General features: G+C 40.0%; 23 protein-coding genes and 1 riboswitch. Of the genes, 1 reads left to right on the forward strand and 22 read right to left on the reverse strand.

Translation table 11 applies throughout. From position 1 onward, the window contains the following. Window positions 1–38 precede the first annotated feature (38 nt). The 4 genes from BFP77_RS08190 to rsgA all read right to left on the reverse strand — a co-directional run bounded on the left by BFP77_RS08190 (window position 39) and on the right by rsgA (window position 3,073). A complete protein-coding gene (locus BFP77_RS08190; RefSeq protein ID WP_099573551.1) occupies window positions 39–1,268 on the reverse strand; it encodes a 3-phosphoshikimate 1-carboxyvinyltransferase in 1,230 nt (409 codons plus the stop codon). Window positions 1,269–1,344: 76 nt separating this feature from the next. Then, window positions 1,345–1,671, reverse strand: coding sequence for a nucleotide pyrophosphohydrolase (locus BFP77_RS08195; protein ID WP_099573552.1), 327 nt, complete (start codon window positions 1,669–1,671; stop codon window positions 1,345–1,347). Continuing rightward, the gene (gene dtd / locus BFP77_RS08200; protein ID WP_099573553.1) at window positions 1,671–2,123 is read right to left on the reverse strand and encodes a D-aminoacyl-tRNA deacylase; all 453 of its coding nucleotides are present in this window, start codon (window positions 2,121–2,123) and stop codon (window positions 1,671–1,673) included. Before dtd ends, BFP77_RS08195 begins: the two co-directional genes overlap by 1 nt. Further along, window positions 2,120–3,073: a ribosome small subunit-dependent GTPase A gene (rsgA, locus tag BFP77_RS08205; RefSeq protein ID WP_099573554.1), complete on the reverse strand. Its 954-nt coding sequence runs from the start codon at window positions 3,071–3,073 to the stop codon at window positions 2,120–2,122. The genes dtd and rsgA overlap by 4 nt, the downstream gene beginning before the upstream one ends. A gap of 163 nt (window positions 3,074–3,236) precedes the next feature. On the opposite strand from rsgA, the gene BFP77_RS08210 reads away from it, so the two are divergent. Further along, window positions 3,237–3,872, forward strand: a complete 636-nt coding sequence (locus BFP77_RS08210) for a hypothetical protein (RefSeq protein ID WP_099573555.1) — start codon at window positions 3,237–3,239, stop codon at window positions 3,870–3,872. Between the two features lie 42 nt (window positions 3,873–3,914). Here the strand turns inward: BFP77_RS08210 and BFP77_RS08215 are convergent, their stop codons facing one another. From BFP77_RS08215 to cysD, 18 genes are all read right to left on the reverse strand, one after another. Then, complete coding sequence (locus BFP77_RS08215) at window positions 3,915–4,997, reverse strand: bifunctional 3-deoxy-7-phosphoheptulonate synthase/chorismate mutase type II (RefSeq protein WP_099573556.1); 1,083 nt, start codon at window positions 4,995–4,997, stop codon at window positions 3,915–3,917. Between the two features lie 129 nt (window positions 4,998–5,126). Then, the gene (locus BFP77_RS08220; protein WP_099573557.1) at window positions 5,127–5,987 is read right to left on the reverse strand and encodes a prephenate dehydrogenase; all 861 of its coding nucleotides are present in this window, start codon (window positions 5,985–5,987) and stop codon (window positions 5,127–5,129) included. A gap of 72 nt (window positions 5,988–6,059) precedes the next feature. After that, window positions 6,060–7,208, reverse strand: a complete 1,149-nt coding sequence (locus BFP77_RS08225) for a pyridoxal phosphate-dependent aminotransferase (RefSeq protein WP_099573558.1) — start codon at window positions 7,206–7,208, stop codon at window positions 6,060–6,062. Further along, window positions 7,205–8,053: a prephenate dehydratase gene (locus tag BFP77_RS08230; RefSeq protein WP_099573559.1), complete on the reverse strand. Its 849-nt coding sequence runs from the start codon at window positions 8,051–8,053 to the stop codon at window positions 7,205–7,207. The genes BFP77_RS08225 and BFP77_RS08230 overlap by 4 nt, the downstream gene beginning before the upstream one ends. A 427-nt stretch (window positions 8,054–8,480) precedes the next feature. Continuing rightward, complete coding sequence (locus BFP77_RS08235) at window positions 8,481–9,986, reverse strand: M20/M25/M40 family metallo-hydrolase (RefSeq protein WP_099573560.1); 1,506 nt, start codon at window positions 9,984–9,986, stop codon at window positions 8,481–8,483. 72 nt (window positions 9,987–10,058) lie between these two features. Further along, entirely contained in the window at window positions 10,059–10,517 is a 459-nt protein-coding gene (locus BFP77_RS08240; RefSeq protein ID WP_099573561.1) for a hypothetical protein, read from the reverse strand. 111 nt (window positions 10,518–10,628) lie between these two features. After that, entirely contained in the window at window positions 10,629–11,765 is a 1,137-nt protein-coding gene (locus tag BFP77_RS08245; protein ID WP_099573562.1) for a serine hydrolase domain-containing protein, read from the reverse strand. Then, complete coding sequence (locus BFP77_RS08250) at window positions 11,762–12,487, reverse strand: head GIN domain-containing protein (protein WP_257212911.1); 726 nt, start codon at window positions 12,485–12,487, stop codon at window positions 11,762–11,764. The genes BFP77_RS08245 and BFP77_RS08250 overlap by 4 nt, the downstream gene beginning before the upstream one ends. Before the next feature lie 99 nt (window positions 12,488–12,586). Continuing rightward, window positions 12,587–13,687, reverse strand: a complete 1,101-nt coding sequence (locus tag BFP77_RS08255; protein ID WP_099573625.1) for an acyloxyacyl hydrolase — start codon at window positions 13,685–13,687, stop codon at window positions 12,587–12,589. 120 nt (window positions 13,688–13,807) lie between these two features. Next, window positions 13,808–14,761: a methylenetetrahydrofolate reductase [NAD(P)H] gene (gene metF, locus BFP77_RS08260; protein ID WP_099573564.1), complete on the reverse strand. Its 954-nt coding sequence runs from the start codon at window positions 14,759–14,761 to the stop codon at window positions 13,808–13,810. 255 nt (window positions 14,762–15,016) lie between these two features. Beyond that, the gene (locus BFP77_RS08270) at window positions 15,017–18,187 is read right to left on the reverse strand and encodes a vitamin B12 dependent-methionine synthase activation domain-containing protein (protein WP_099573566.1); all 3,171 of its coding nucleotides are present in this window, start codon (window positions 18,185–18,187) and stop codon (window positions 15,017–15,019) included. Beyond that, complete coding sequence (locus tag BFP77_RS08275) at window positions 18,187–18,540, reverse strand: four helix bundle protein (protein ID WP_180272330.1); 354 nt, start codon at window positions 18,538–18,540, stop codon at window positions 18,187–18,189. The genes BFP77_RS08270 and BFP77_RS08275 overlap by 1 nt, the downstream gene beginning before the upstream one ends. Window positions 18,541–18,577: 37 nt before the next feature. Next, window positions 18,578–19,573 carry a homocysteine S-methyltransferase family protein gene (locus BFP77_RS08280; protein WP_099573568.1) on the reverse strand — a complete coding sequence of 332 codons (996 nt, stop codon included), beginning with the start codon at window positions 19,571–19,573 and terminating at the stop codon, window positions 18,578–18,580. 118 nt (window positions 19,574–19,691) lie between these two features. Beyond that, window positions 19,692–19,790, reverse strand: a riboswitch (SAM riboswitch). Window positions 19,791–19,946: 156 nt separating this feature from the next. Further along, window positions 19,947–21,008, reverse strand: a complete 1,062-nt coding sequence (locus BFP77_RS08285) for an NAD(P)/FAD-dependent oxidoreductase (protein ID WP_099573569.1) — start codon at window positions 21,006–21,008, stop codon at window positions 19,947–19,949. Continuing rightward, window positions 21,001–21,825, reverse strand: a complete 825-nt coding sequence (gene cobA / locus BFP77_RS08290; protein ID WP_099573570.1) for a uroporphyrinogen-III C-methyltransferase — start codon at window positions 21,823–21,825, stop codon at window positions 21,001–21,003. The genes BFP77_RS08285 and cobA overlap by 8 nt, the downstream gene beginning before the upstream one ends. A 1-nt stretch (window position 21,826) precedes the next feature. Next, window positions 21,827–23,917, reverse strand: a complete 2,091-nt coding sequence (locus BFP77_RS08295; protein ID WP_099573571.1) for a HEPN domain-containing protein — start codon at window positions 23,915–23,917, stop codon at window positions 21,827–21,829. Between the two features lie 168 nt (window positions 23,918–24,085). Beyond that, window positions 24,086–25,333 carry a sulfate adenylyltransferase subunit 1 gene (locus BFP77_RS08300; protein ID WP_099573572.1) on the reverse strand — a complete coding sequence of 416 codons (1,248 nt, stop codon included), beginning with the start codon at window positions 25,331–25,333 and terminating at the stop codon, window positions 24,086–24,088. Window positions 25,334–25,449: 116 nt separating this feature from the next. Beyond that, the gene (gene cysD / locus BFP77_RS08305; protein ID WP_257212912.1) at window positions 25,450–26,403 is read right to left on the reverse strand and encodes a sulfate adenylyltransferase subunit CysD; all 954 of its coding nucleotides are present in this window, start codon (window positions 26,401–26,403) and stop codon (window positions 25,450–25,452) included. Window positions 26,404–26,440 lie beyond the last annotated feature (37 nt).

The following is a 26,440-nucleotide window of genomic DNA, read 5'->3' on the forward strand; positions in this document are numbered from 1 at the left end:
TACAATCTGGGAAGGGGGGTTGTCAAGTAAATAGGGAATTATAATTCCGTCACCTCTATTTGAAGTAATTCCATATCGTTCCAAAAATCGGGATATGACTTGGACACCACCTCCGCATCATTCACGCACAGTCTTGTCTTGAGCGCTAGAGGAGCAAAAGCCATTGCCATTCTATGGTCATTATACGTGTCAATTGCAACGTTCTCCTTTATAGTAGTACTGGATTTTAAGGTAAGTGACTTATCTGTAACGGATATGGACCCACCTAGTTTTGAAAGCTCCGTATACAAGGCTTCCAACCTGTCTGTTTCTTTTATTTTTAAAGTGTGTAACCCATCTAAATGACAACCTATCCCCAATCCAAAACAGGTAACGACAATAGTCTGTGCAATATCCGGTGCATTGGACAGATCTGCCCTAAACTGATTCGGGTACGAAGTGGAATTTTTTTTCAGGGTGATATTATTGGCGTTAAACGTTGTAGAAACCCCGAGCTCCTGATACAATTTTGCCAAAACACTGTCTCCTTGCAAACTATTTTCTTTATAGGACGACAAGGTAATTTCCGTTCCGAGTTCTGCCAAAGCTGCAATACTATAAAAGTATGATGCGGAACTCCAGTCCGATTCTACCACTAAATTAACAGGGGCAACCTCTTTTTTAGGATTAACTTTGATCGTATTCCCCTCAAAAGAGGTAATTACACCAATTTCATTGAGTAAACTTAAGGTCATTTTAATATAAGGAACCGAAGTAATTTTACCCACGAGTTGCAACTTCAGACCATTTTCTAAACTTGGCGCGATCAATAACAGGGAAGAAATATACTGACTGCTAATATCGGCCGGCAGACTTACTTTATCCTTGGTTAGCTTACCACCCTTTATTTTCAAGGGAGGATAACCCTCGTTCTTTACATAGGAAATATCGGCACCTAAACTCCGTAACGCCTCCACAAGAATTTTTATAGGTCTTTCCGTCATTCGCTGAGAACCGGTCAGCACTACCTCTTTTCCTTCTTGAGAGGCAAAATATCCGGTAAGAAAACGCATTGCCGTTCCTGCATGATGGATATTCACAACACCGTTGGATTTCTGCAATCCCGCTGTCATTACCTGAGCATCGTCCGAGTTAGAGATATTATCGATTGTAATCCCAGGATATAGCGATGCTAATAAGAGCGACCGATTGGATTCACTTTTTGAACCAGTAATCTCAATGGTTTTTCGTAGTAATCTATCTGATGGACCGGAAAGACGTATTTTCAAAAGTGTATGTTTTTAAGACGTGCCAAAACTACAAAAACACCCCTAAAAACTAGTATTGCTATGCTCTTATTTTGGCTTATTTAAGTTTTTCGTTGTTATGATGACGGTCATGATCACGCTTGGTTTTTAAATCTAACTTCTGATCAAAGGATTGTTGTAAATCCACACCCGTTTGGTTGGCCAAGCACAATACCACGAACAACACATCTGCTAATTCTTCTCCTAAATCCTTAGATTTATCAGATTCCTTTTCGCTTTGCTCGCCATATCTTCTTGCGATAATGCGCGCTACTTCGCCCACTTCCTCGGTAAGCTGTGCCATATTGGTGAGCTCATTGAAATAGCGAACACCGTGTTCCTTAATCCAATTATCTACAGCTTTCTGTGCGTTTTGTATATTCATTATTCTTTATTTTTAGAATCGATAGTTATCGTCACGGGACCATCATTTACCAAAGCAACTTTCATATCTCCACCGAAAATGCCCGTTCCAACCTTTTTGCCTAAGGCGTTCTCTATTTCTGAGATAAAGGACTCGTATAAAGGAATTGCAATAGTCGGCTTAGCTGCCTTGATATAAGAGGGCCTATTTCCTTTTTTAGTGGAGGCGAACAGCGTAAACTGACTTACTACAATGACGTCTCCCTCGACATCAACTATGGATTTATTCATGACACCTGCATCATCATTAAAAATTCGCAGATTGGCTATCTTGTTTACAAGCCATTTGATATCTTCCAAACCATCGCCCTCAGTTATTCCAAGTAATATCAGAATACCATTTCCTATGGAGGAGATGGTCTTCTTATCTACCGTTACACTAGCTTCGGAAACACGTTGTAGAACTACTCTCATTTCTTTTCATCATAAATATCTACCCTGTAGTTTTCATCCTCTCCCTTTATCATCTGCAAGTAACTATTGTACCTACTCCATGCAATTGCTTCTTCTTCCAAGGCTTCTTTAACGGCACATTTGGGTTCATCCGTATGTATGCAATTATTGAACTTGCAGTGCTGCTTTAATTCGAAGAATTCTGGGAAATAATCTCCTATCTCCTCCGGCTCCATATCCACGATTCCAAAACCTTTGATACCGGGGGTATCTATAATACGGGAGTCAAAAGTTAAGTCGTACATCTCTGCGAAGGTTGTGGTATGTTGGCCTTGCAAATGTTGGTCCGATATTTTTTTGGTCTTTATGTCTAGATTCGGCTCAATAGCGTTGACCAAGGTAGATTTCCCCACACCGGAATGACCCGAAAACATAGAAGTCTTTCCTTTCATCATCGCCTTTACCTTACCAATATTCTTACCGGTCAAAGCAGAGATACCAATGCAGTCATACCCAATTTTTCGGTATAAGGCTGCTAAATACTTCACCTCACCTAGCTCATCGTCATTATAGGTATCCACTTTATTGAAAAGGAGCGTAACCGGTATATCATATGCCTCTGCAGTGACTAAAAAACGATCTATAAAAACAGGATAGGTAGTAGGATTATTCAATGTTACCAATAAAAAAACCTGATCTAGATTAGAGGCAATGATATGTGTCTGCTTGGATAGATTTACAGACTTCCTGATGATATAATTCTTTCGGTCCTCTATTTTGTGGATAATACCGATGGTGTCATCTCCAATAGTTTCTACCTCAAAGTGTACTTTGTCCCCTACCGCAATAGGATTGGTACTTTTTATTCCCTTTATTCTAAACTTACCTTTGATCCTACATTCGTAAAAATCTCCCTTTTCAGATTTTACAAAATACCAACTCCCCGTAGATTTATATACTGTTCCCTCCATGTAATTTTCTAGGTTTTTAGTGCTAGAGTAACAAAGAAACAATTTAATACTTATAACTCCCATTCTTTTGGAATCCTTACTAATATTATTCCCCAATATGACAAGATTTTCATTATAACTTCGTTACCCAATTAAGAATACTAATTAACCTAAACCATAACACATGAAATTTGTTTTATTTTTATTATTTCCTATCTCCATCCTAGCACAAACCAGTCTCTATGAAAATCCTGATTTTGACGACATTGCAAAATCACATAAAATTATAGCGATGGTGCCTTTTAAAACTCAAGTAAAATTACGTCCCAAACAAATGAAAGACATGACAGACGAACAACTGGATAGATTAGAAAAATCTGAAGGAGAGAGTATTCAATCCGCAATGTACTCTTGGTTTTTGAAGCGAAAAAAAAGAGGGAAACTATTAAATTTAGAAATTCAAGACCCTAGAACTACAAATGCGATACTTTTTAAAAAAGATATCAGTTACGAGAATATCCTTGAGTATACCCCTGCAGAATTGGCCAAATTACTCGAAGTAGACGCTATCATTTCTGGAGATTTCGAAACGGACAAACCTATGTCAGAGGGTGCATCCCTTGCCTTAGGGCTTTTGGTAGGGTTTTGGGGCTCAACTAACAATGCAGTAATAAACATGAGTGTTCATAATGCAGCGGATGGGATTTTACTTTGGAACTACAACAAAAAGGTAAGAGGGAGTTTAGGTAGTAGCTCGGAAGACCTGATTAATATTCTAATGAGAAAAGCGTCCAGAAGATTAGCCTACACAAAACAATAAAATACATAAAACCCCAACTTTTTAAGTTGGGGTTTTATGTATTTAAGCTTTTACTATTTTCTCTTGATGGTTTATGGATTCTTGGTGAATAGCTTTGAACATTCGCAGCACAAACTCTTCACTTAATCCTTTAGATTCACCCTCGAGAATCATTTTACCTAAAATCTCGTTCCAACGATTAGATTGTAGAACGGCGACATTTCTCGACTTTTTTAAGGTTCCGATACCATCGGAAATCTTCATGCGCTTTCCTAGAGTTTCTATCAATTGATTGTCGATAACATCTATTTGCGCCCTTAGATTGCTTAATTGACTGTTATACTCCGCCTCCGGGTCGGATTCTTTTCTAATTTTTAAATCCTTCATGATTTGCACCAACCTATCTGGGGTTACTTGCTGCGCGGCATCACTCCACGCATTATCAGGGTCATGATGCGTCTCTATCATCAATCCATCAAAGTTTAAATCCAAAGCGGTCTGTGATACATCAAAAATCATATCCCGTTTACCCGTAATGTGCGACGGATCGTTTATCAATGGTAGATCAGGGAATTTATTTTGAAATTCTATCGCTAGCTGCCACTCTGGAATATTCCTGTATTTTGATTTCTCATAAGTTGAAAAACCTCTGTGAATAGCTCCCAGTTTGTTAATCCCAGCCGTATGCAAACGCTCAATACCGCCCAACCATAATGCTAAATCAGGATTTACCGGGTTTTTCACTAAAACAATTTTATCCGTCCCTTCAAGGGCGTCGGCCAATTCTTGCATTATAAAAGGGCTAACGGTAGAGCGTGCTCCAATCCATAATAAATCTACATCATGCTCAAGCGCTAGCTCTACGTGTGCCCTGTTCGCCACCTCAGTGGCCGTTTTTAAGCCTGTTTCGGCTTTAACTTTTTGCAGCCATTTTAGCCCCAAAGCTCCCACTCCCTCAAAATTACCGGGACGTGTTCTAGGCTTCCAGATTCCCGCACGGTAATAATTAACATCGGTATCTTTAAGGCTATGCGCAATACGCAATACTTGTTCCTCGGTTTCCGCACTACATGGCCCTGCTATTACTAGTGGATGATCTAAACCCATATCATTCAACCATGTTCTCATTTCTTTTGTATTCTCCATTACTTTGTTTTTGGGCGAAGGGCAAAAAGCTGAAGGGTAAAGGTTTTCAACATCTCGCTTCTTCTTCTATTTAAATATTAATTGTTTATTTTAAGTACACCTTAATAATTCTGTTGTCTCTCTATAAAATCACTTTTTATTCAGCGGAATTCCCTGTAATATTTCTTTAATCTTGTTCGTGCTGTTCATTTCATTGTAAATACCTTCAAAATCGTTTTCCACCAATAATTTCTTAAAAGCGGATAGGTTCTGAATATACTCGTCCAAGGTTTCTATTACATTATCTTTATTCTGCTCAAAAATAGGAGTCCACATGGCCGGGGAACTTTTTGCCAAACGCACCGTGCTTTCAAATCCACTGCCCGCCATGTCAAAAATATCACGTTCATTTTTTTCCTTCTCAATAACTGTCTTTCCTAACATAAAGGAGCTAATGTGTGACAAATGGGATACGTACGCAATGTGCTTATCATGCGCTTTAGGATTCATATAGCGAATTCTCATTCCCAATAGCTGAAATATTCCCAAGGCCTTTTCCTGTAATTTAAACGCCGTTTTTTCTACCTCACAGATAATATTCGTTTTACCATCGTACAGACCATTAATAGCTGCAGACGGACCGGAGAATTCAGTACCTGCAATGGGATGACAAGCCAAAAAATTTCTTCTTTTAGGATGATTTTCCAAGGCCTCGCAGATCAGCTCCTTTGTAGAACCGGCATCGCACACCACGCATTCCTCATTTACTTTATCTAGAATTCTAGGAAGTTCTTCCACAGCAACATCAACGGGAATACTCACGATTACAAAATCTGCAAGGTGCAAGGCGTCGTAACTAGATTTCACATCAATAAGATGTAGCGCAAAAGCCTCTTCTAGATTGGCTTCACTGGCGTCTATCCCGTAAATGGTAACCTCTGGCACTTGGGCCTTGATATCTTTGACGAACGACCCCCCTATTAAACCGATTCCTATTACAAATACGTTCATATATTTTTCAGATAATGGATATTTGATTTGAGATTTTAGACAGATTGCCTTTATCTCTTTTCTTATATCCTACTACTCAAATCTATTAATCGCCTCTTTAATTTTTTCTTCTGTTACACAAAGCGAAAACCGTATATACCCTTCCCCATTACTACCAAAAATAGTCCCTGGAGTTATGAATATATCTTTCTCATACAGTATATCATCTATAAAGTTTTCTGCGGATGCAACTCCGTCCGGCAATTTTGCCCAAACAAACATTCCCACTGCTTTAGCATCGTAAGTACAACCTAATTTTTCCGCCAACTGCCAGATAAAGTCCCTTCGTTTTCTATATATGTCATTTAAATTATGATACCAATCGTCTGTACTCTGCAACGCTTTTATCGCTCCTTTTTGAATGCCATAGAACATGCCAGAATCCATATTGCTCTTTACTTTTAGTATCGCATTAATATGGTCTGTACTACCTAATACGAACCCAACACGCCAACCGGCCATATTAAACGTTTTACTGAGCGAATTCAATTCTAGACACACATCCTTTGCTCCCTTTATACCCAGCATACTTGTGGGCGTTTCATTAAGCACAAAACTGTACGGATTATCGTTTATTAAAAGAATGTTATGACGCTTTGCAAAGGCCACCAGTTTAGAAAACTGTTCCTTGGTAGCGACCGCCCCCGTAGGCATGTGTGGGTAACTCACCCACATTAACTTTACTTTGGATAAATCTTCTCTTTCAAGAACTTCCAAATCAGGGAACCAACACGTGGGTTCCGTTAAGTCATAATATTTTGGAACCGCTCCAACTAATTTCGTAACCGAAGTATACGTTGGATATCCGGGGTTAGGAATCAACACTTCATCTCCTACATTCAAGAATGCTAGGCTTATATGCATTATCCCCTCCTTTGAGCCCATTAACGGAAGTATTTCACTGGCAGGGTCGCTGATCACGTTAAATTTCCTTTCATAAAAAGAAGCTATGGCATTACGCAATTCCGGTAAGCCTTGATAACTTTGATATTGGTGAGCACCATTGTCCAGTACCGCCTGTTGAATGCTTTCTACCACCACCGGTGAGGGCGCTAAATCCGGACTTCCTATACCCATATTGATAATGGGTCTACCTTTGGCTAAAAGCGCTCGAACTTCCCTTAATTTCTTTGAAAAGTAATACTCCTGTACCGTCTGCAACCTATCCGCCGTCTGTATCATAACATGGCATTTTTATATTCCCCTAAAACTTTAAATTCCTCCGTCATAATATCCAATAATGCCTTTGCCTTACTAAAATCCTCATAGGCCGTAAAGGTCACATCCACAAAGAACGCATACTTCCAAGGTGTCTCGATTACGGGCAATGACTGTATTTTGGTTAAATTCAATTTACAATCGCTCATCACATTCAATACAGTGGCTAAACTACCTCTCTTATGGTCGGTTATAAAGCGTAGGGATGCCTTATTTATATGGGCTTTTGACAACTCATTTTCAGCCTCTCCGTCACTCTGGTTTTTAGTCTTCACGATAATGAACCTCGTAGAATTATTAGGAATGGTCTGTATTTCGGAAGCAATAATATCCAAGCCATATAATTCTGCCGCCGCTTTTGGAGCAATGGCCGCAATACGCTTTAACTGATATTTTTGAATTCGTTCGGCGGTTTCGGCCGTATCAACAGCCTCTACCAATTTAATCTTAGGATAAGACCTTAAAAATTCCTTACACTGTAGCAATGCCATTGGATGCGAATGTACTTCCTCAACGTTTTCTATAGCCTGCCCTTTGTAAACGATTAAATTGTGATGAATACTAAGATAATATTCACCGATAATGGCCAAGTCGTTCTTAAAGACTAAAGCGTAGTTGGGTATGATAGAACCTGCAATTGAATTCTCAATGGCCATTACTGCCTTGTCCGCCGTATTATCCAGCAACTGGTCCACCAAACTATCAAAAGAAAGACATTCCACTAAGTCGATATCTTCTCCAAAATAATCTAAGGCCACCTGATGGTGATTAGAACCTTTTACTCCCTGTATGGCTATTTTTAAACTCATTAACCGCTATCTAAATCTTGTTCCCATTACCCCCTCGATTCCTCTCGGGGCAAATTCTTTCTAAACCCCGTAATGGGATTTGAATTGATTTCAAAAAAAAAGCCCCGTTTTTCACGAGACTTCAATTGTTTATATCTTAACATATACTACAACAGTCTCGTACCTCTCTTAAAAAAGAAGTAAAAGGTAAAACCGTTCCAGAAATATTGTTTTGTCATTTTTCTTATAAAACTTCGGCTAATGTACTAATTAAATTTAAAAATCAGGGTTTGATAGAATTTTTTTATGATTTATTAGACTTCTGGTGATTTCACTAACAATTACAAACACAAATGAAAATCTTATTGCGAAAATCTTAAAATTATAACGCTATACCAAACCCGCCCGGCCTGTTAGTTAGCATCGTGAGAAGTTCTCTCCTTAAAAATCACAACTTCTCCATAAGAATGGCAATCATAGTCTTTACACCCTCCCTGTAGTTGCCAATCCTTAAATTTTCATTTGGACTATGTTGATTATTATCTCTATTGACCGTTGGCACGGTTACCGCAGGAATGCCCAGGGTGGTCACAAAAGGAGCTATGGGAATGGAACCCCCGCTCATACGAATACGTATAGGGTTCTCTCCGAATGCATTTTTTAGGGCGCTTGTCAACCATTTTCCCACTTCCGAATCAAAGTCGGTCCTAAAGGATTGATATGATATTTCCGAGGTAAAGGTAGCTATCTTATGATGAGCTAGTCGCTCTTCTGCTGTAGGAACCGTATCCGTAACATAATATCCTTGGGAAGCGATGTGCTTTTTCACCAATTGTATTAAACGTTCTGGATTTGACTCTAATATTAACCTAACATCGAGCTCCGCTCTAGCCCAACCTGGGATAATCGTACGTACTTTTTCATCTATCCAGCCAGACTGCATTCCCCTGATATTCAAAGAAGGATACTGAATGGCCTCCTGATAGTATGACCCCACTTTATCCGAAGAAACAATCTGCAGTCTTTTCTTTATTTCGCCCTCGTTATCAGGTACATTTTTCAAAATACGCTCTGTGGCTTTATCTATCTCTACACCATCGTAAAAGCCCGGGATAACAACACGCCCATCATCATCCTTCATTGATGCCAATAGCTTGGACAAGCGTAATGCGGGATTAGGAGCGTAATTGCCAAAATGACCACTATGCTGTGGAACTACAGGACCATAAGTGGTTAAGGTTATCGTTGCTATTCCCCTAGCCCCAAAGGTTAAGGTGGGTTTATTGCTAATATGACGTGGACCATCAAAAATAATCAACATATCCGCTTTTAATAATTCAGCGTTCCGAGTAACGGCTTTAGGCAATCTAGGTGAACCAAGTTCCTCCTCAAAGTCCATAATCGCCTTTATATTGTAGTTCGGAACTATATCCTTGGAAGCGGCCGCATCAAGAGCTGCAAGGAACATGGCAACGGGACCCTTTGCATCGCTAGCAGAACGGGCGAATATGCGCCAGTCATCCTCCTTTGGTTCCTCAGAATCCCACGATACTGCTACCCATTCATCATTACTGTTCTTTTTTTTGATAACAGGTTGATATGGATTCTCTTGAAACCAACGCGTACTATCTACAGGTTGCCCATCTAGCTGAAGATAAATTAACACTGTTTTCTTGGCTTTTGGGTGTTCGCGTTCCGCTAGAAGAAGAGGCGCATGGGAAGTGCTTATACGCTGTGTCGCAAAGCCCCTACTTGAAAATTCTCTTTCACACCACAGCACGTTTTCTTCGATATCCTCTGGATAGAACGCATCATTAGGTATGCTCAAAAGCGCTTTTAACAAAGGGAGACTCGCATCTGCGTAGGCATCGGATAATTCATCCAATACTATACCCTGTTGAGCAACACCGATAAAAGAAATAAATAAAAATAAGTAAGGGATATGCTTTATCATGATAAGGAGATTTTATTACGCTCCTTAAAAATAAAACATATCCCTTTAACCTTCTGAAGGGTTATTAAATAATTAAAACTCCAGCGCCAAACCAACCCCTTGTTGCGATGGTACAAGCCTATATGTTGTCTTACCTAGACTATCGTTAAATTCTAGAATAGCGTTCTTTTTATTTTTGCTCGCCAAACAATAAAATATAGAACCAACTACGGCCGTACCAGCAAAACCAACTATTGGCGCCGTGGTACTCTTATCGGCATTATCATTCACTAAATACCATATACCGAAACCTAGATTGGCCGTGGCCGCAGCAAAGGTTACGCCATATTGCTTTTTAGATTTTGACCAGTATACTTCCGAAGCGGGATTGGAATCCATAGCCATACCAAATTCCTTCCAAGAGATTTTTTCCTTATCCTTATAAAACTCATCGCCCCACATTCCCTGGAAAACAGTTATTTCCTGTGCTGTAATGTTCGATGAACAAAACGCGATTAAAACTAATACTAAAAGTGGCTTACCTATTTTCATATTTTAATTTTTGTTCATAGTTAAAATATTTTGATTAAACAAAAATGAAATAAGGCCAGTTTAATAAATTTTTAGGATTTTAAAAAAGACGCGCTATTACTATTCGCAGCATTATGCAGAACTAGCATCTCTTGAGACCAATGTTTCTATTACCTCGTCTAACTGCTCTTGAACTTTAGGGTCGGTACAATTTATTAAAATGGCGAATACCATCTGCTCTTCCGGGTACACATAGAAATTAGCGTAGCCGCCCACTCCATTTCCTACATGGCCGAAGTAAGGCCTGCCCTTTTTATCTTGACTTACCTGCCAGCCCAACCCGTAAAAAGTGGGTGTTCCGTTAATCGTTTCCATGGTAGTAAATTGAGATAAAATTTCACTATCCATAACCGTGCCTTCCAAATACGCTTGCCCCAATTTTGCTATATCCTCCACAGTGGACAAATAACCGCCTCCGGCCAGTTTATAGAAATTATTTACTTCTACAGCTTTTCGAAAGCCAAATCGGTTCTTGGAATAAAAGGAAGTTACCCGCGCCTCGTCCGGAACAGTTAAAACCTTGTTATTTGATACATGATCTCTTGTATGATTTTCCCCTTGCTGCCGTTCTGGAATATAGGTATTGGTCATTCCTAAGGGACCCAAAACCTTTTCTTGCACGTAATTCTCAAAAGGAATGCCACTGGCCTCTTGTATTGTAAGGGAAATCAACACCCAGTCAAAACTATTATAATGATAGGCCGTTCCCGGTTTAAACTGTAATGCATCATTCTTGAAAATCTCCAGGCTCTCTTTTATGGTATAGGGTTTATTCAGTGCATATTCCATGCCCCGATAAGAACGTAACCCAGCGGTATGTCCCGCCAATTGCCTTATGGTAAAGTCCCATTCTTTTTTAGGAAAATAGGGTGCATAATGGTAAAACGACTGGTCCAAATCTATGTGTCCGTCCTTGACCATGTGCGCAAGAGCTGTTGCAGCAATTGGTTTTGAGACACTTGCAATTCGGAAAATTGTCGCCCTGGGGTCAACATAAACTTTGTTATCCAAGTCCGAATAGCCATAGCCTTTTTGTAGTATTGGTTGTCCTTCTTTGTGCACCGAAATTGCTAAACCGGGGATCTTTTTATCGTCAATTAAATCCTGCAGTAGACCGTCCGCTTTTACCAGACCATTGAGCGCGGATTCATTGCCTAATATGCGTTGGCCAGCAAAAAGATGCTTCAGGTATTTGAGGACAGGATTCATTCCCTAAATACTAATCGTCCATTAAAAATCTCTTCTACAGCAACTGTAGCCGGCCTGTTAAAACTAATGACATCACCCGTGCCACGGATGATTCCACGTAGCGCCAATTGCGGATTTACCAACATATCGTTGGTACCCCTATGATTAACATTTACAATTTGGGTAACTAAGTTTTCTGCCTCTATTCTAGAATCTCCCGCAGCTATATTGAGGTTTAAATTTTCTGCCGTACCACTTAATTTGAAATAGGCAATTCCGTTGACCACCACACTAACGCTTGTAGCGTTCAAGTCCAAATCAAAAGAACCATCTGTAGTTTCCGTTTCAGGATTTAGAAAGCTTTCGGACAACAAATTCAGATTTGGATAGCTCAGGGTACCATCGCTACTGATCAATAAACCGGTACTACTCCGTATCTCTGTAATGTTGGGTGCCGTAACATAAACCGTAGTTAGGCCATACTCGCGAAATAGGTTGCATCCATTATCATTTCTCACTATTAATCTATCTCCTTCTACCCTTGCGCTAACTTCGTCTAAAAGAAATTCCCCCGTTTCTATCTCCACCTTCTGTTCTGTACCTTGTTTCAATACCAAAGCCACCTTTTCAAAAACCGTTATTTTATCAAATTCTGGAAGTGAGACTTCTACCCGAACCAAATCTCCCGAATTTTGCAAGCAATCCGGAGCATTTTCAGTATTACATGAAAATAATAAAATCATAAAACTGAAAAACAGCACATTAAACTTCCAATTAAAGCTTAACACCTTTCTAAATAAGATTATGTTCTTGTTTAGCATCTAAAATTCTTATCGCTATTCCTAAAATCTAATTCCCAAACCAAACTCCACCGCTTCCGCTGCGGCTCCGTGCGACTTTAAAGTTACGGCTCCAAATACCTTGTCTCCAAAATACCTCTGTAGCCCTATTCTATTGTACACCCGTCCTTCGAAATCAAAAGGATAATACACGTAGTAACCTAACTGGGCTACAATACTCATACTATTAATGAATAGCTCATGGCCTACGAACAGCCCTACGCGTTTATAGTCATCATCCAAATTTACATCCATCTCCGGAAAAGAGGTCGCCTGAAAGCGAATCAACTCCTTCAAGAAATTTGAGAAAAAAATATCTGCCCCGAATTGCACAGCACTTTTTCTACCCAGCCTTTTATCTGCGTATCCGGATAGTATTAAAAATCCGTATTGCCCAGAGCCTATGACATCGCTTTCGTTAAGTCCACCACGTAAAACCAAATTATATTTAACAGGCTCCTTGATTTTTGGTTTATCTTCACTTTTCAAATAGGTTATTTCCTTTCCACCGTCCAAATCATAAGTAACACCTGCGTTCAAAGCAAACGTATTGGTAGAGGTATTAGGTGCCCTAAAATTAGCATTGGAATAATGGATTACAGCAAGTCCCGCCTTAAAACCAAGACCTTTGAACACGTTTTCTTTATGATAGTTCAGCATTAAATAGGTGGAGCTTAAGAAGTCCGAACCATAGGCATTATTTCTAAAATTCGTTTCTCTATCGTAAGGATTTGTCGTGTAAGCAATGCCCTGACCCACTCTAAACTGCACATTGCGTTTTAAGAAATAAAAGTTATAGTGCGCATAAATACCATAGTTTTCTCCCAAGGTCTCATCGTTCATATCCTGATATATAAACGAAGCGCCATAATCGGGATAATTATATAACCCCTCCCACTCTTTAGCACCATAGGTCTTCCTATTATAACTTAAAATGACCCCTCCAGGGTGGTTGTTAATGAGGTGAGAAATATCTGGGTTGTGTAATAATATGGAACCATAGAATTGATTGGCATCTAAGGTGTATTTCTTTAACTCCTTGTTATCCTGAGAAGAACAAAGAATGACACATAAAAGTAGGCAGCTAAAGAGTTTAGACTTCATGGGATGTAAAAGTAGAAAAAAGAAGGCATTAGCGGTCAGGAGTTTCCATTTTAAGTTAGCAATATCAACAACATACATCCAACCCCTTAAGGAATTTTACCATTATCGTGCTAAAGCCTATTAAAATATGGTCTTAGCTATTGCCTTAATATTATCCGATTTACCCATCGAATAGTAATGCAATACCGGCACCCCAGCTTCCTTAAGTTCCTTAGACTGCTGTATGGCCCATTCAATCCCTACCTGCCGTACTTCTTTATTCGTACCACAATCTTCAACGGCATCTATTAAATCTTGCGGCAGGTCTATACGGAAAACCTGGGGCAATAGCTGTAAATGCCGCTTTACGGCAATAGGCTTTATCCCTGGAACAATAGGCACATCAATACCCATATTCTTTGCCGCCGCTACAAATTCAAAGTACTTCTTGTTATCAAAAAACATTTGGGTAACCACATAATCCGCGCCAGCATCAACCTTTTCCTTTAGCCGTTTTAAATCCGTTTTTAACGACGGTGCTTCTAGGTGTTTTTCCGGGTACCCCGCTACACCTATACAAAAGTCGGCACAGTCGTCCGTTTCTATGACCTCGTGTAAATACTTTCCACAATTCAAATCCTGAATCTGCTTAACTAAACTGGTTGCGTACGGATGTCCCCCTTTTGTTGCCTCGAAATACTTTTCCTCGCGCATGGCATCACCCCTTAACGCCATAACATTATCAATACCTAAATAGTGACAGTCCACCAATAAATATTCCGTTTCTTCCTTTGTAAAACCTCCGCAAAGCACATGGGGTACAGTATCCACATCGTACTTATGTTTAATGGATGCACAAATACCAACTGTACCCGGGCGCATACGTGTCAATTTTTTATCCAAAAGACCATCCCTGTCGATGTACACATACTCTTCCCTAGAAGTAGTAACATCAATAAAAGGTGGCTTAAACTCCATTAACGGGTCTATATTATTATACAACTCTTGTATATTTCGCCCTTTGACAGGTGGAATAATTTCAAAACTGAAAAGCGTCTCTCCTGCCGCTTTTTTTATATGGTCTGTTACTTTCATAGGCCTTGCCCCCTATCCCCAAAAGGGGGAACTTTAACACGGGCGGTTTTATATGATGTTATTTCTTTTATTTATTTGGGCGTTACCTAAAGGTCGGGCTTTCGGTAGTCGCTTTTCAGTTGTTCACTTCCGCTTTGCTCAGCGAGCCACTAAAAGAGCTCCAACAATACCTCAATCCCTAACGCAAGTCTTTTTCTCATTTTTAAATCTATTCAAAAACTTCCTTTTAACAGAAAGTACTTCCCCCTTTGGGGACTAAGATGCGTCATCTGCTATATTCGGAGCCAACCATTTTGTAGCTTCCTCGATAGACATCCCCTTTCTAGTTGCAAAATCTGCCACTTGGTCTTCTTTTATTTTTCCCAGTCCGAAATAACGAGCCTCTGCATTCCCAAAATAATATCCGCTTACCGACGCTGCAGGCCACATGGCTAAACTTTCAGTTAATGCAACACCTATCTTTTCTTCTACTTTGAGAATTTCCCAAATGGTCAACTTTTCTAGATGGTCTGGACAAGCAGGATACCCTGGCGCAGGGCGAATTCCTTTATAAGATTCTTTTATTAAATCTTCATTACTTAAATCTTCATTTGCCGCATAGCCCCAATGTTTGGTTCTAACTTCTTTATGCAAATATTCTGCAAAGGCTTCTGCCAAACGGTCGGCTAAAGCTTTAATCATAATTGAACTATAATCGTCTAAATCTTTCTCATATGCTGTAGCCAGTTCGGCCGTTCCAAATCCGGTGGAAACACAAAAACAGCCCATATAATCTTGCTTACCACTTTCTTTTGGCGCAATAAAATCTGCCAGGGCAAAATCTGGAACACCTTCTCTTTTTTGGAGTTGTTGGCGTAGGGTTCTAAAAGTCCCCTCTCTCGCTTCGGCTCCGCTCAGCGACCCATCGCTATTTTCATCGAACCCTGAGCGTAGTCGAATGGCAATGTCATCGTCATTTATAGTATTTGCTTCGAACAAACCAAAAATGGCCTTTGCCTTCAGTTTCTTTTCTAAAACTATTTCTTTTAAAATCTTTTGAGCATCAGCGAATAAGTCAGTGGCCTGAACGCCTACCAACTCATCCATTAAAATTGCCGGGTACTTTCCATGGAGCTCCCAACTTCTAAAAAAAGGTGTCCAATCTATAAACGGGACCAATTTTTCCAAATCCATATCTGCTATGATTTGAATTCCCAATTCATTAGGTTTTACAATTTCAGTGGTATTCCAATCTATTTGAAACTTATTGGCTCTAGCCTTTTGTATCGATTTGTATTCTTTCTTTTTAGTTCGCGCTAAGAACTTCTCCCGGAATACATCGTAATCTTCTTTGATGGTCTTTTTATAATCGTCAGATGTTTCTTTTTGCAGCAAATCACCCACCACAGTTACCGCTCTAGAGGCATCATTTACATGCACTACCGCTTGGCTATATTGGGGGTCAATCTTAACAGCAGTGTGCGCTTTACTAGTTGTAGCACCTCCTATTAATAAAGGCACTTTAAAATTTTTGCGTTCCATTTCTTTCGCCAAATGCACCATCTCATCTAAAGACGGTGTAATTAATCCGCTTAAGCCTATGACATCTACATTATGTTCAATAGCTGCTGTAATTATTTTTTCGGGCGGCACCATAACCCCTAAATCTACAATTTCATAGTTGTTACAAGCCAAGACAACACTTACAATATTTTTACCAATATCATGAACATCTCCCTTAACAGTCGCCATTAGTATTTTTCCTGCAGCCCCCCCCGCCCCCAAAGGGGGAGCCGACAATTGTTCGTGTATCTTTTGTAATACCAAATCGAGATTTGTTAAAACTTCATTGTTGGTAAATCGAATTACACGATAGCCTTCATTTTCTAGCCAAGCCGTTCGTTCTTTATCGCTAATCTTATTTTCGGGCAACTGATGTATCAAACCATCAACCTCAATAATTAAATTCTGTTTAAGACAAATAAAATCTGTGATAAAATTTCCTATTATATGTTGTCTCCTAAACTTGAAGCCATCTAGGTTCTTTCCACCAAGCGCATTCCAAAGCATAGCCTCTGCTTTGGTTGGCTTATTACGCATTTGTTTAGCATACGCCTTAAGTAATCCGTACGCAACAGGGTTTGCAGTTTTCCAATGTTGCTCCCCCTTTGGGGGTTGGGGGGCTGATTTCAACTTTTCTTCCTCGATGTAAGGCAGTAAATAAGCAACCGCTTTTTTCATCACACGTGCGGACTTCACAACTTGCGGTAAGAACATTTTCCCGCTACCGAAAAGGTCTCCTACCACATTCATACCAGTCATTAAATTGCCCTCGATAACCTCAATAGGTTTGTTAGCAGCCTGCCGCGCTTCTTCAACATCTTCGGTAATATATTGGTCAATACCTTTGACCAAGGCTCTTGTAATTCTATTTTGTAAAGGCTCTTCACGCCAAGATAAATCAACCTTACTCTCCTTTGCTTTTCCCACTACGGACTCAGCAAAGTCTAATAGTCGTTCTGTAGCATCATCACGTCTATTGAGCATTACATCTTCAACGTGTTCTAGTAAATCTTTAGGAATATCATCATAAACTTCTAACATAGTCGGGTTAACGATACCCATATTCATTCCCGCTTTTATAGCATGATATAAGAATACCGAATGCATGGCTTCTCGTACTGGGTTATTCCCTCTAAATGAAAACGAAACATTACTTACCCCACCACTTACACTACAATGTGGTAAGTTTTCGCGAACCCATTTGGTGGCGTTTATAAAATCGAGCGCATTCAGTTTATGCTCGTCCATTCCTGTAGCTACCGGAAAAATATTTAAGTCGAAAATAATATCCTCTGGAGGTAAACCAACTTTGTTTACCAAAATATCATAAGAGCGCTTAGCGATTTCTATACGTCGTTCATAATTATCTGCCTGACCCACCTCATCAAAAGCCATAACAATGACTGCCGCGCCGTACCTTTTAATCAGTTTTGCATGATGAATAAATTCTTGTTCTCCTTCTTTTAAACTGATTGAATTTACCACGCACTTACCCTGTACCACTTGCAATCCCGCCTCAATGATTTCCCATTTAGAGCTATCAATCATAATAGGAACCCTAGCAATATCGGGTTCTGCAATGACTAGGTTTAAGAACTTGACCATAGCTTCTTTACCATCAATCAAACCATCATCCATATTAATATCGATGATTTGCGCTCCTCCTTCTACTTGATGTCGTGCCACATCTAGCGCCTCCTCGAACTTCTCTTCTTTGATAAGCCGTAGAAACTTTTTTGAACCCGCAACATTGGTACGCTCACCTACATTAATAAAATTTGTTTCAGGGGTAACCACAAGAGGTTCTAGGCCACTTAACTTCAAAATTTTAGTTGTTGGTTGTCGGTTGTCAGTTGATAGTATGTTCGTATTTCCTTCAGACATCAATTATTCTTATAATATTTAATAAACCCATTAATGAGTTTTTTACACTTCAAAATCTGATTCAACAAAGATTTAAATTCGTCTTTTTCTAAATAATTTTGATCAACAGCTAAATATAATTGTGTTTCTAGTTCATACAAAGAACCTCTGGCAATGTGCAAAAACTGTATGGTGTCAGATGATGTTCTGCGCCCGCAACCCTCCGCAATATTTGAAGGAACTGAAACCGCGCTGCGCCGTATTTGACTAGTCAATCCATACATTTCTTCTTTTGGAAAGAGCTTTGATATCTGATAAATTACATTTACCAAAATTCTAGCCTCTTTCCATACTTCCAATTCTGTATACTCCATTATCAATATATTACAAAAAACTGTCAACTGACCACTATCAACTATCAACCATCAACGTCCTTGGTTCATATTCTCTGACCAATTCAGCAATTGCAGCGATATGCTCCGGAGTGGTTCCGCAACAGCCACCAACGATATTTACCAATCCTTTTTCTACGTATTCTTTAATCTGTGCTGCCATCTGTTCGGGAGACTCATCATACTCGCCAAAAGCATTAGGTAATCCTGCATTTGGGTGTGCCGATACGGCATAATCAGACTTATTGGAAATGACCTCTAAATGTGGAACCAATTGACTAGCTCCTAAAGCGCAATTAAACCCGACAGATAAGATTGGAATGTGCGATATGGAAATCAGAAATGCCTCCGCAGTTTGCCCTGATAAGGTTCTGCCCGAAGCATCAGTTATCGTTCCGCTAACCATAATCGGTATAGCTATATTTCGTTCTTCTTTTACTTCCTCTATAGCGAACAAGGCTGCCTTTGCATTTAATGTATCGAAAATGGTTTCTACTAAAAGGATATCTGAACCTCCATCTAGCAATGCTTCTACCTGTTGTTTGTAGGCAATGCGTAAGTCATTGAAAGATACGGCTCTGAACCCTGGGTCGTTTACATCTGGTGACATGCTTGCCATTTTATTTGTGGGACCAATACTGCCCGCTACAAATCTCGGTTTATGCGGTTCTTTGGCAGTGAACTCATCTGCCACCCCTTTCGCTATTCTGGCAGATTCATAATTTAACTCGTACACCAATTCCTCCATATGGTAATCTGACATGGCAATGGTTGTACCTGAAAAGGTATTGGTTTCTACTATATCTGCGCCAGCGGCAAAATATTTTCGATGCACCTCGGCAATAGCCTCAGGTTGTGTTAAAGATAACAGGTCATTATTACCCTGCAGTGGATGTTGCCATTCTTTGAAACGTTCTCCGCGAAAATCATCCTCAGTAAACTTGTAGCGCTGAAGCATAGTGCCCATGGCCCCGTCTAGAACCAAAATTCTTTTATATAGTAAATCTTTAATCATAGTAAAAGTTTGCGCAATTGGCGCTGTTATATAGTTGTATGATCAAGCAAGGGAAAGAGGGAAAGTCTTTTTCGTTATCCTTCTCAAATAACCATTGATATAATTTCAATGGGCTCCACGCTTAGCTTTGGAGTGAGTAGAATGTAGCACCTTCTTTACAGATAAAGGGTTGCTAAGGCTTCATAGGGTCCATTCCCTCCGCCTTTCTTGATAACCATTTCAGTGTATTAATGAACGAATGACAAAGTAACATCAGAGTTACGGTTTTACCAAATTTAAACCACAATTTCTTACCCGATTTTTGATGCAAAAATCCTCTTAAATGTTTGAAAAATCAGAGGATTATTAGCTAATAAAAATATAAGGGGAAATTTTAAGAAATACTTTGTACTACTTCTTTTTTGGCTTCTTTTTTAGAACCATCAAAACCTTCTACTCCGCCAACTGTGGTATATTTCATTACAAAACGTTTGTTAGGATTAATGACCTTGTATGCATATTGGCACATTATCGCTGCCTCATGAAAACCGGATAAAATCAATTTTAGTTTGCCTTCATAGGTGTTTACGTCCCCGATAGCGAATACGCCAGGGATATTGGTCTGGTAATCTTTTGCGTTGTTTACTTTAATTGCGTTTTTTTCAATTTCCAGCCCCCAATTACCAATGGGTCCTAACTTTGGAGATAGACCGAACAGGGGAATAAAGTTATCGACCTCTAAATATGTTTCACCCTTATTCGCATCGTTATGCTTAATAACAACCGCTTCCAATTTTTCATCACCGTAGAGTTTTTTTACCTGTGCTTCGGTAAATAATTTTATCTTACCCCGCTTGGCCAATTCGGATGCTTTCTCCACAGAATCAAGAGCACCTCTAAATTCGTTCCTACGGTGCACCAATGATACCTCAGCGGCTACATCTGCCAAAAAGATGGCCCAGTCCAAAGCGGAATCACCGCCCCCTGCGATAACAACTTTTTTATTACGGTATATTTCTGGATCTTTGATAATATAAGCCACTCCTTTATCCTCGAAATCCTGTATATTTTCGATAGGTGGCTTTCTTGGTTCAAAAGAACCAAGTCCACCAGCGATTACAACAACTGGCGCATGATGTCGGGTGCCTTTATTGGTCGTAACAACATAGGAGCCATCATCTTGCTTGTCTAAAGTTTCCGCCCTTTCACCTAGCGTAAATCCTGGCTCAAAAGGTTTTATTTGTTCCATCAAATTATCGACCAAATCTCCTGCTAATATTTCTGGAAATGCAGGTATATCATAAATGGGCTTTTTAGGATAGATTTCCGAACATTGCCCTCCCGGTTGTGGCAGGGCATCAATTAAATGACACTTTAGTTTAAGTAATCCTGCTTCAAAAACGGTGAACAAACCCGTAGGTCCGGCACCAATGATAAGTATATCTGTTTTAATCATTTTTTTCTAGTATTTCAAATTCTTGATTTTGGGCTCTTGTTGTGATAACCGCTCTATGATTTACGACCGCTCCGATGATGATTATCGCCGGATTGGACAATTGTTGTTTCTTTACTTCTTTACTGATGGTAGCTATGGTCGCCACAGCAATTCTTTCATCTTCTCGTGTACCGTTTTGAATTATAGCTATAGGTATTTGGGCTTTTCCTTCGGCCAAGAACAAGGCTATAATCTCATCTAATTTGGACATTCCCATGAGAATGACGACCGTTGCACTAGACTTTGCCGCCAAGGTTACATCACTAGATAGTTTGTGCGCCTTAGTAGTGCCCGTAATCACCCAAAAACTCTCTGCAAACCCCCTTTTGGTAACCGGTATATTTTGTGATGCCGGTACAGATAAGGAAGAAGAAATACCCGGAACAACAGCAACGGCGATACCGTGTTGTGCAGCAAATTCCATTTCCTCCGCCCCTCGGCCGAAAACAAATGGGTCACCTCCTTTTAGGCGGACTACGTGACCATGGGTTTTGGCCCTACTTACAATCAGGTCGTTTATTTGTTCTTGCTGATACGCATAGCAACCCTTACGCTTCCCCACAAATATTGTTTCCGCGTTGGGGGCGTAGTTCAAAAGTTCTGGGTTGACCAAAGCATCGTAAAGTATAACATCCGCACTTTGCAAGACCTTAACTGCCTTTAAAGTGATGAGCTCCGTATCTCCAGGACCTGCACCAACTACAGTTAATTTTCCGGCTCTCGCTAGCTCCCCAAAAGGCAGGGAACTCTTTCTCTGATGGCTTCTTAAATTTGTCATGCTATGCTTCTTGAAGTTCTTGATTTCTAAAAGCTTCTATATTTTGAAGGAACGCTTTCGCATCTTCCAAATAGCTTTTGGCGAAAGTCTCGGTAGGTTCATTTTGATTTAATTGTAACACCAGATTTTCAAAACCTCCATCAAGTTTAAGACGACCCTCTTTCACAAACTTTTCGTCGAAATCTTTGATAATACTGGCATGGGTATTCACTTTTGTTTTTTCCGCTGTTAACATGGCTTTCGCTGTATTCACCATTGAGGTATAGGCATAATAAATGCTTGCTGCCCATTTTCCCTCTTCTAGGTTTTCCGTTGCTTTTTGTATTTTTTCTTCACTTTCATAAAGCAAGGTGGCGATCAAATCAATTACCACTCCCGCACATTCTCCAATACCAATGGCTTTTTCATAACGTTTATCACTACCCCAATCGATAAAATCTTCTTGCGTAAGGTGCGCTATATCCGTTAATGGTTTAAGAAAATCATAGAAATAATGTTCCCCTTTTTCCTGATAGTAGTCAGCATAGGACAATCCGTTGCCGTTCTTATCAAAATTGTCCAAAATTAAGCGCAAAGCTTGTGGGCCTCTTTTACTGGGTATCTTAACCACTTTATCGGCGAAACGGCCTTCGCCATTACCCATATTACCACCGCCCAACAATACTTGTAATGCCGGAGCAATTAATTTGTCCTTTGTTCGGATGGACATCCCTTGAAAGCCGATATTGGCCATATTATGTTGTCCACAGGCATTCATGCAACCACTGATTTTTATGACTACGTCCGAATTACTGATGTACTGTGGATAATCTGCCTTTATAATACGTTCTAATTCTTCAGCTATTCCTGTACTACTGGCAATACCTAAATTGCACGTGTCAGTTCCGGGACATGCGGTAATATCCAAAGCGGTGTTATAGCCTGCTTCCACAAAACCTAATTTTTCCAATTCCAAATAGAAAAATGGTACCAATTCTTCCTTTATATGAGGAATTAAAATGTTCTGCCGAAGCGATAGTCGTAACTCACCCGCAGCATATTTTTGGACTAAATCCGCAAGTGAACGTGCCTTATCCGTGTAGAAATCACCAAGAAGCACCTTTATGCCGATCGCTACAAAGCCAGCTTGTTTTTGGGGAACGATATTGGTACTCTTCCAAAGTTCAAAAGCTTTCTCATTAGACACCTGTGCATTGGGAACAGGAGCATCCGCTACCTTAATTTTAGGATATGCCTGTGCATCTATTACAACGGTAGCGTTAGGAACTGCCTTCTGTTCTTGAGCCAATAACGCTTTAAAGCCTTCTAAACCAACATCCTTTATCAAAAATTTCATCCTAGCCTTTGCCCTGCTCTTGCGTTCCCCATACCTATCAAATACCCGGACAACACCATCCATTAGGGGAATAATACAGTCAGAGGATAAGAATTCAAAAAGTACGTCCGCATGGCGCGGTTGTGAACCTAGACCACCACCGAGCATTACCTTAAAACCTTTTACGCCATCTTGTATTTTAGCGATAAAACCTAAATCGTGCATGTAAGACAATCCGGTATCGGCGTCACTGGCAGAAAAAGAAACTTTGAACTTTCTACCCATTTCCTGGCTAATAGGGTTCCTTAGAAAATAACGGAATAATGCATCTGCGTACGGAGAAACATCAAAAGGTTCGTTTACGTCTATACCGGCTGTTTCACTAGCTGTTACATTTCGTACCGTATTACCACAAGCCTCCCGTAGGGTAACATCATCCCTTTCTAATTCTGCCCATAACTCCGGGGTTCTGTTCAAATCCACATAATGAATCTGAATATCTTGGCGCGTCGTAATATGCAAGCGACCGGTTGAGTATTCGTCGGAAACATCGCATATACGTTTTAATTGTGTGGAAGTAACTTTTCCATAGGGTAATTTAATACGAATCATTTGAACGCCCTGTTGACGCTGACCATAAACGCCACGTGCCAAACGTAAACTTCGGAATTTCTCCTCATCTAATTTGCCATCCTTGAACTCATGGATTTTGCGTTCCAATTCTAGAATGTCTTTCTCAACAACGGGATTCTCTATTTCTGTTCTAAAACTTTGCATATGTTGCCCCTACTAACCTCCCCAAAGGGAAGGGACACTTTCTTGGGTATGAGAGTGTTTTTTATTAATATTTATCCTATAGATTTGCTAGATTTAAAATCTATTTCAATTCAATCTTTCTTTAAATGAACGTCAGTATTCTTTAACCTTTTAGAAACCAGGGATTATTTATAGTATAAACCCCGCCCCAACGGTACTATTCGTTTGGGTATCTATTAAAATAAAGGAACCATTTGTTCTATGGTCTTTAAATTTATCATAGAAAACAGGCTTGTTCAACCTGAAACTCACTTGTGCTATATCATTCATTCCCAAAGCATCTACCGTGGTATCCACTCCAGAATAATCCGGTGCAATTTTATGCTTCACAGCTTCTACTTTAGCCAAGACCTTATTTACGCCGTGCTGTACAATATACTTATTTCCGGCCGTTAGTTTTTGAGAATCCATCCATGAAATGGTTGCCGTAAACTGTTTTTCCACATTGGGCAAATCATCAACCTTTACCAACATGTCTCCCCTACTTAGATTAATTTCGTCCTCTAATGTTATGGTTACCGACGATCTTCTGGACGCCGTCTGACATTCTTTGTCGTAAAAATAAATTGCCTTGATTTTGGATTTTGTGCGCGACGGTAGTGCTACCACATCATCCCCTACGCTCAACTCGCCTCCATAAACCTTACCTGCAAAACCTCTGAAATCATGATGTTCTTCAGTTTTTGGACGAATTACATATTGTACGGGAAATCTAGGTGTTCCTACATTGGACACCGATTTTAAGTCTAAGCCCTCTAAATGTTCCAATAAGGTCTCTCCATCGTACCATGGAGTATTTTCAGATTTATGTACCACGTTATCACCTTTCAAAGCACTTACCGGAATAAAGGTTATTCGTTGTTCTGCATAATCACGCTTACCCATCAATTTCTGGAAATCTTCTTTAATTTCCTTGTACCGTGCTTCAGAAAAATCGACCAAATCCATTTTATTGATGGCCACTACAACCTCTTTTACCCGCAGTAGATTGTTGATGAAAAAGTGACGATTGGTCTGCTCGATAACCCCTTTTCTGGCATCGATGAGAATAATAGCCGCTTGCGATGTGGAGGCACCCGTTACCATGTTACGGGTATATTCTACATGACCCGGTGTATCCGCAATGATATAGCTTTTGTTTTGTGTAGAAAAATAGATATGAGCTACATCTATCGTAATTCCTTGCTCACGCTCCGCAACCAGACCATCTGTAGCTAGGGAAAAATCCAGATAATCATACCCTTTTTGCTTGCTGGTTTTTTCTATCGCCTCCAACTTATCCGTGGTCAACGATTTAGTGTCGTATAAAAGTCTTCCTATTAAGGTACTTTTACCGTCATCTACACTACCTGCTGTTGCTATTTTTAGTACTTCCATAAGTTCTTCCTAGCCTCCCCGAAGGGGAGAAACCCTTACTCGGAGTAATTTTAATTATTACTATTTTTTTAATTTAGATGCCACCTATTTTGTTCCCCTTTTTGGGGTTAGCGAACCTAAAAATATCCCTGTTGTTTCCTTTTTTCCATTGCCGCCTCTGAGCGTTTATCATCGATACGCGCACCTCTCTCCGATATGGTGGAGTCGCGAATTTCCTGAACCACGGCTTCAATATCCGTCGCTTCCGAATATACCGCAGCCGTGCAGCTCATATCCCCGACCGTTCTAAACCGGACCATTTTCTCTAACACCTCTTCATCTTCTTCTTGATACACGTAGTCAGAATGCGACCAGATAAGACCGTCTCGTAAAAAGACCTTTCGCTTATGTGCAAAATAAATGGATGGTATTTCTATATTTTCCTCTTTGATATAAGACCAAACATCTAACTCTGTCCAGTTAGAAATTGGAAAGACCCTAACGTTCTGTCCCAGTTCTATTTGCCCGTTCAGCATATCGAACAACTCGGGACGTTGATTACGTTCGTCCCATTGTCCAAAATCATCACGTACCGAAAAAATACGCTCCTTGGCCCTGGCCTTCTCTTCATCTCTACGAGCACCACCGATACAGGCATCAAACTTAAATTCCTCAATCGCATCCAATAACGTGGTCGTTTGCAAGGAATTTCTGCTGGAATACCTTCCAGATTCTTCCTTTACCTTTCCTTGGTCTATGGAATCCTGAACGTTTCTAACGATTAATTCCAAGCCCAATTCTGCAACGAGTTTGTCGCGAAAAGCGATTGTTTCGGGAAAATTATGCCCCGTATCTATATGCATTAGCGGAAAAGGAATCTTTGCCGGCCAAAAGGCTTTTTGAGCCAAACGGACCAAAGTAATGGAATCCTTACCTCCTGAAAACAACAACACCGGCTTTTCAAACTGCGCAGCCACCTCCCTAAAAATATAAATGGCTTCGTTCTCCAAGGCATTCACATGTGAGGTATCTTTCAGTAGCGCTGTTTTAGGTGCTAAAGGCAAATCCAATGCTGTACTACTTATTTCCATAATTATTTATCTATTATCTAAATTCTAACTTGTTACG

It is taken from the genome of Maribacter sp. 4U21 (assembly GCF_002742365.1).
In the GTDB taxonomy this organism is placed as follows: domain Bacteria; phylum Bacteroidota; class Bacteroidia; order Flavobacteriales; family Flavobacteriaceae; genus Maribacter.

Bases quoted from the DNA above. Each gene is read 5' to 3' on its own strand.
- BFP77_RS08230 (WP_099573559.1), bottom strand. From the start codon at position 8,053: ATGAGTTTAAAAATAGCCATACAGGGAGTAAAAGGTTCTAATCACCAT.
- BFP77_RS08220 (WP_099573557.1), bottom strand. From the start codon at position 5,987: ATGAACGTATTTGTAATAGGAATCGGTTTAATAGGGGGGTCGTTCGTC.
- BFP77_RS08210 (WP_099573555.1), top strand. From the start codon at position 3,237: ATGAAATTTGTTTTATTTTTATTATTTCCTATCTCCATCCTAGCACAA.
- rsgA (WP_099573554.1), bottom strand. From the start codon at position 3,073: ATGGAGGGAACAGTATATAAATCTACGGGGAGTTGGTATTTTGTAAAA.
- BFP77_RS08295 (WP_099573571.1), bottom strand. From the start codon at position 23,917: ATGCAAAGTTTTAGAACAGAAATAGAGAATCCCGTTGTTGAGAAAGAC.
- BFP77_RS08225 (WP_099573558.1), bottom strand. From the start codon at position 7,208: ATGATACAGACGGCGGATAGGTTGCAGACGGTACAGGAGTATTACTTT.
- metF (WP_099573564.1), bottom strand. From the start codon at position 14,761: ATGAAAGTAACAGACCATATAAAAAAAGCGGCAGGAGAGACGCTTTTC.
- BFP77_RS08250 (WP_257212911.1), bottom strand. From the start codon at position 12,487: ATGATTTTATTATTTTCATGTAATACTGAAAATGCTCCGGATTGCTTG.
- BFP77_RS08215 (WP_099573556.1), bottom strand. From the start codon at position 4,997: ATGGAGAATACAAAAGAAATGAGAACATGGTTGAATGATATGGGTTTA.
- cysD (WP_257212912.1), bottom strand. From the start codon at position 26,403: ATGGAAATAAGTAGTACAGCATTGGATTTGCCTTTAGCACCTAAAACA.
- BFP77_RS08280 (WP_099573568.1), bottom strand. From the start codon at position 19,573: ATGATTAAAGATTTACTATATAAAAGAATTTTGGTTCTAGACGGGGCC.
- BFP77_RS08255 (WP_099573625.1), bottom strand. From the start codon at position 13,687: ATGAAGTCTAAACTCTTTAGCTGCCTACTTTTATGTGTCATTCTTTGT.
- BFP77_RS08275 (WP_180272330.1), bottom strand. From the start codon at position 18,540: ATGGAGTATACAGAATTGGAAGTATGGAAAGAGGCTAGAATTTTGGTA.
- BFP77_RS08245 (WP_099573562.1), bottom strand. From the start codon at position 11,765: ATGAATCCTGTCCTCAAATACCTGAAGCATCTTTTTGCTGGCCAACGC.
- cobA (WP_099573570.1), bottom strand. From the start codon at position 21,825: ATGACAAATTTAAGAAGCCATCAGAGAAAGAGTTCCCTGCCTTTTGGG.
- BFP77_RS08300 (WP_099573572.1), bottom strand. From the start codon at position 25,333: ATGGAAGTACTAAAAATAGCAACAGCAGGTAGTGTAGATGACGGTAAA.
- dtd (WP_099573553.1), bottom strand. From the start codon at position 2,123: ATGAGAGTAGTTCTACAACGTGTTTCCGAAGCTAGTGTAACGGTAGAT.
- BFP77_RS08235 (WP_099573560.1), bottom strand. From the start codon at position 9,986: ATGATAAAGCATATCCCTTACTTATTTTTATTTATTTCTTTTATCGGT.
- BFP77_RS08195 (WP_099573552.1), bottom strand. From the start codon at position 1,671: ATGAATATACAAAACGCACAGAAAGCTGTAGATAATTGGATTAAGGAA.
- BFP77_RS08270 (WP_099573566.1), bottom strand. From the start codon at position 18,187: ATGTCTGAAGGAAATACGAACATACTATCAACTGACAACCGACAACCA.
- BFP77_RS08240 (WP_099573561.1), bottom strand. From the start codon at position 10,517: ATGAAAATAGGTAAGCCACTTTTAGTATTAGTTTTAATCGCGTTTTGT.
- BFP77_RS08285 (WP_099573569.1), bottom strand. From the start codon at position 21,008: ATGATTAAAACAGATATACTTATCATTGGTGCCGGACCTACGGGTTTG.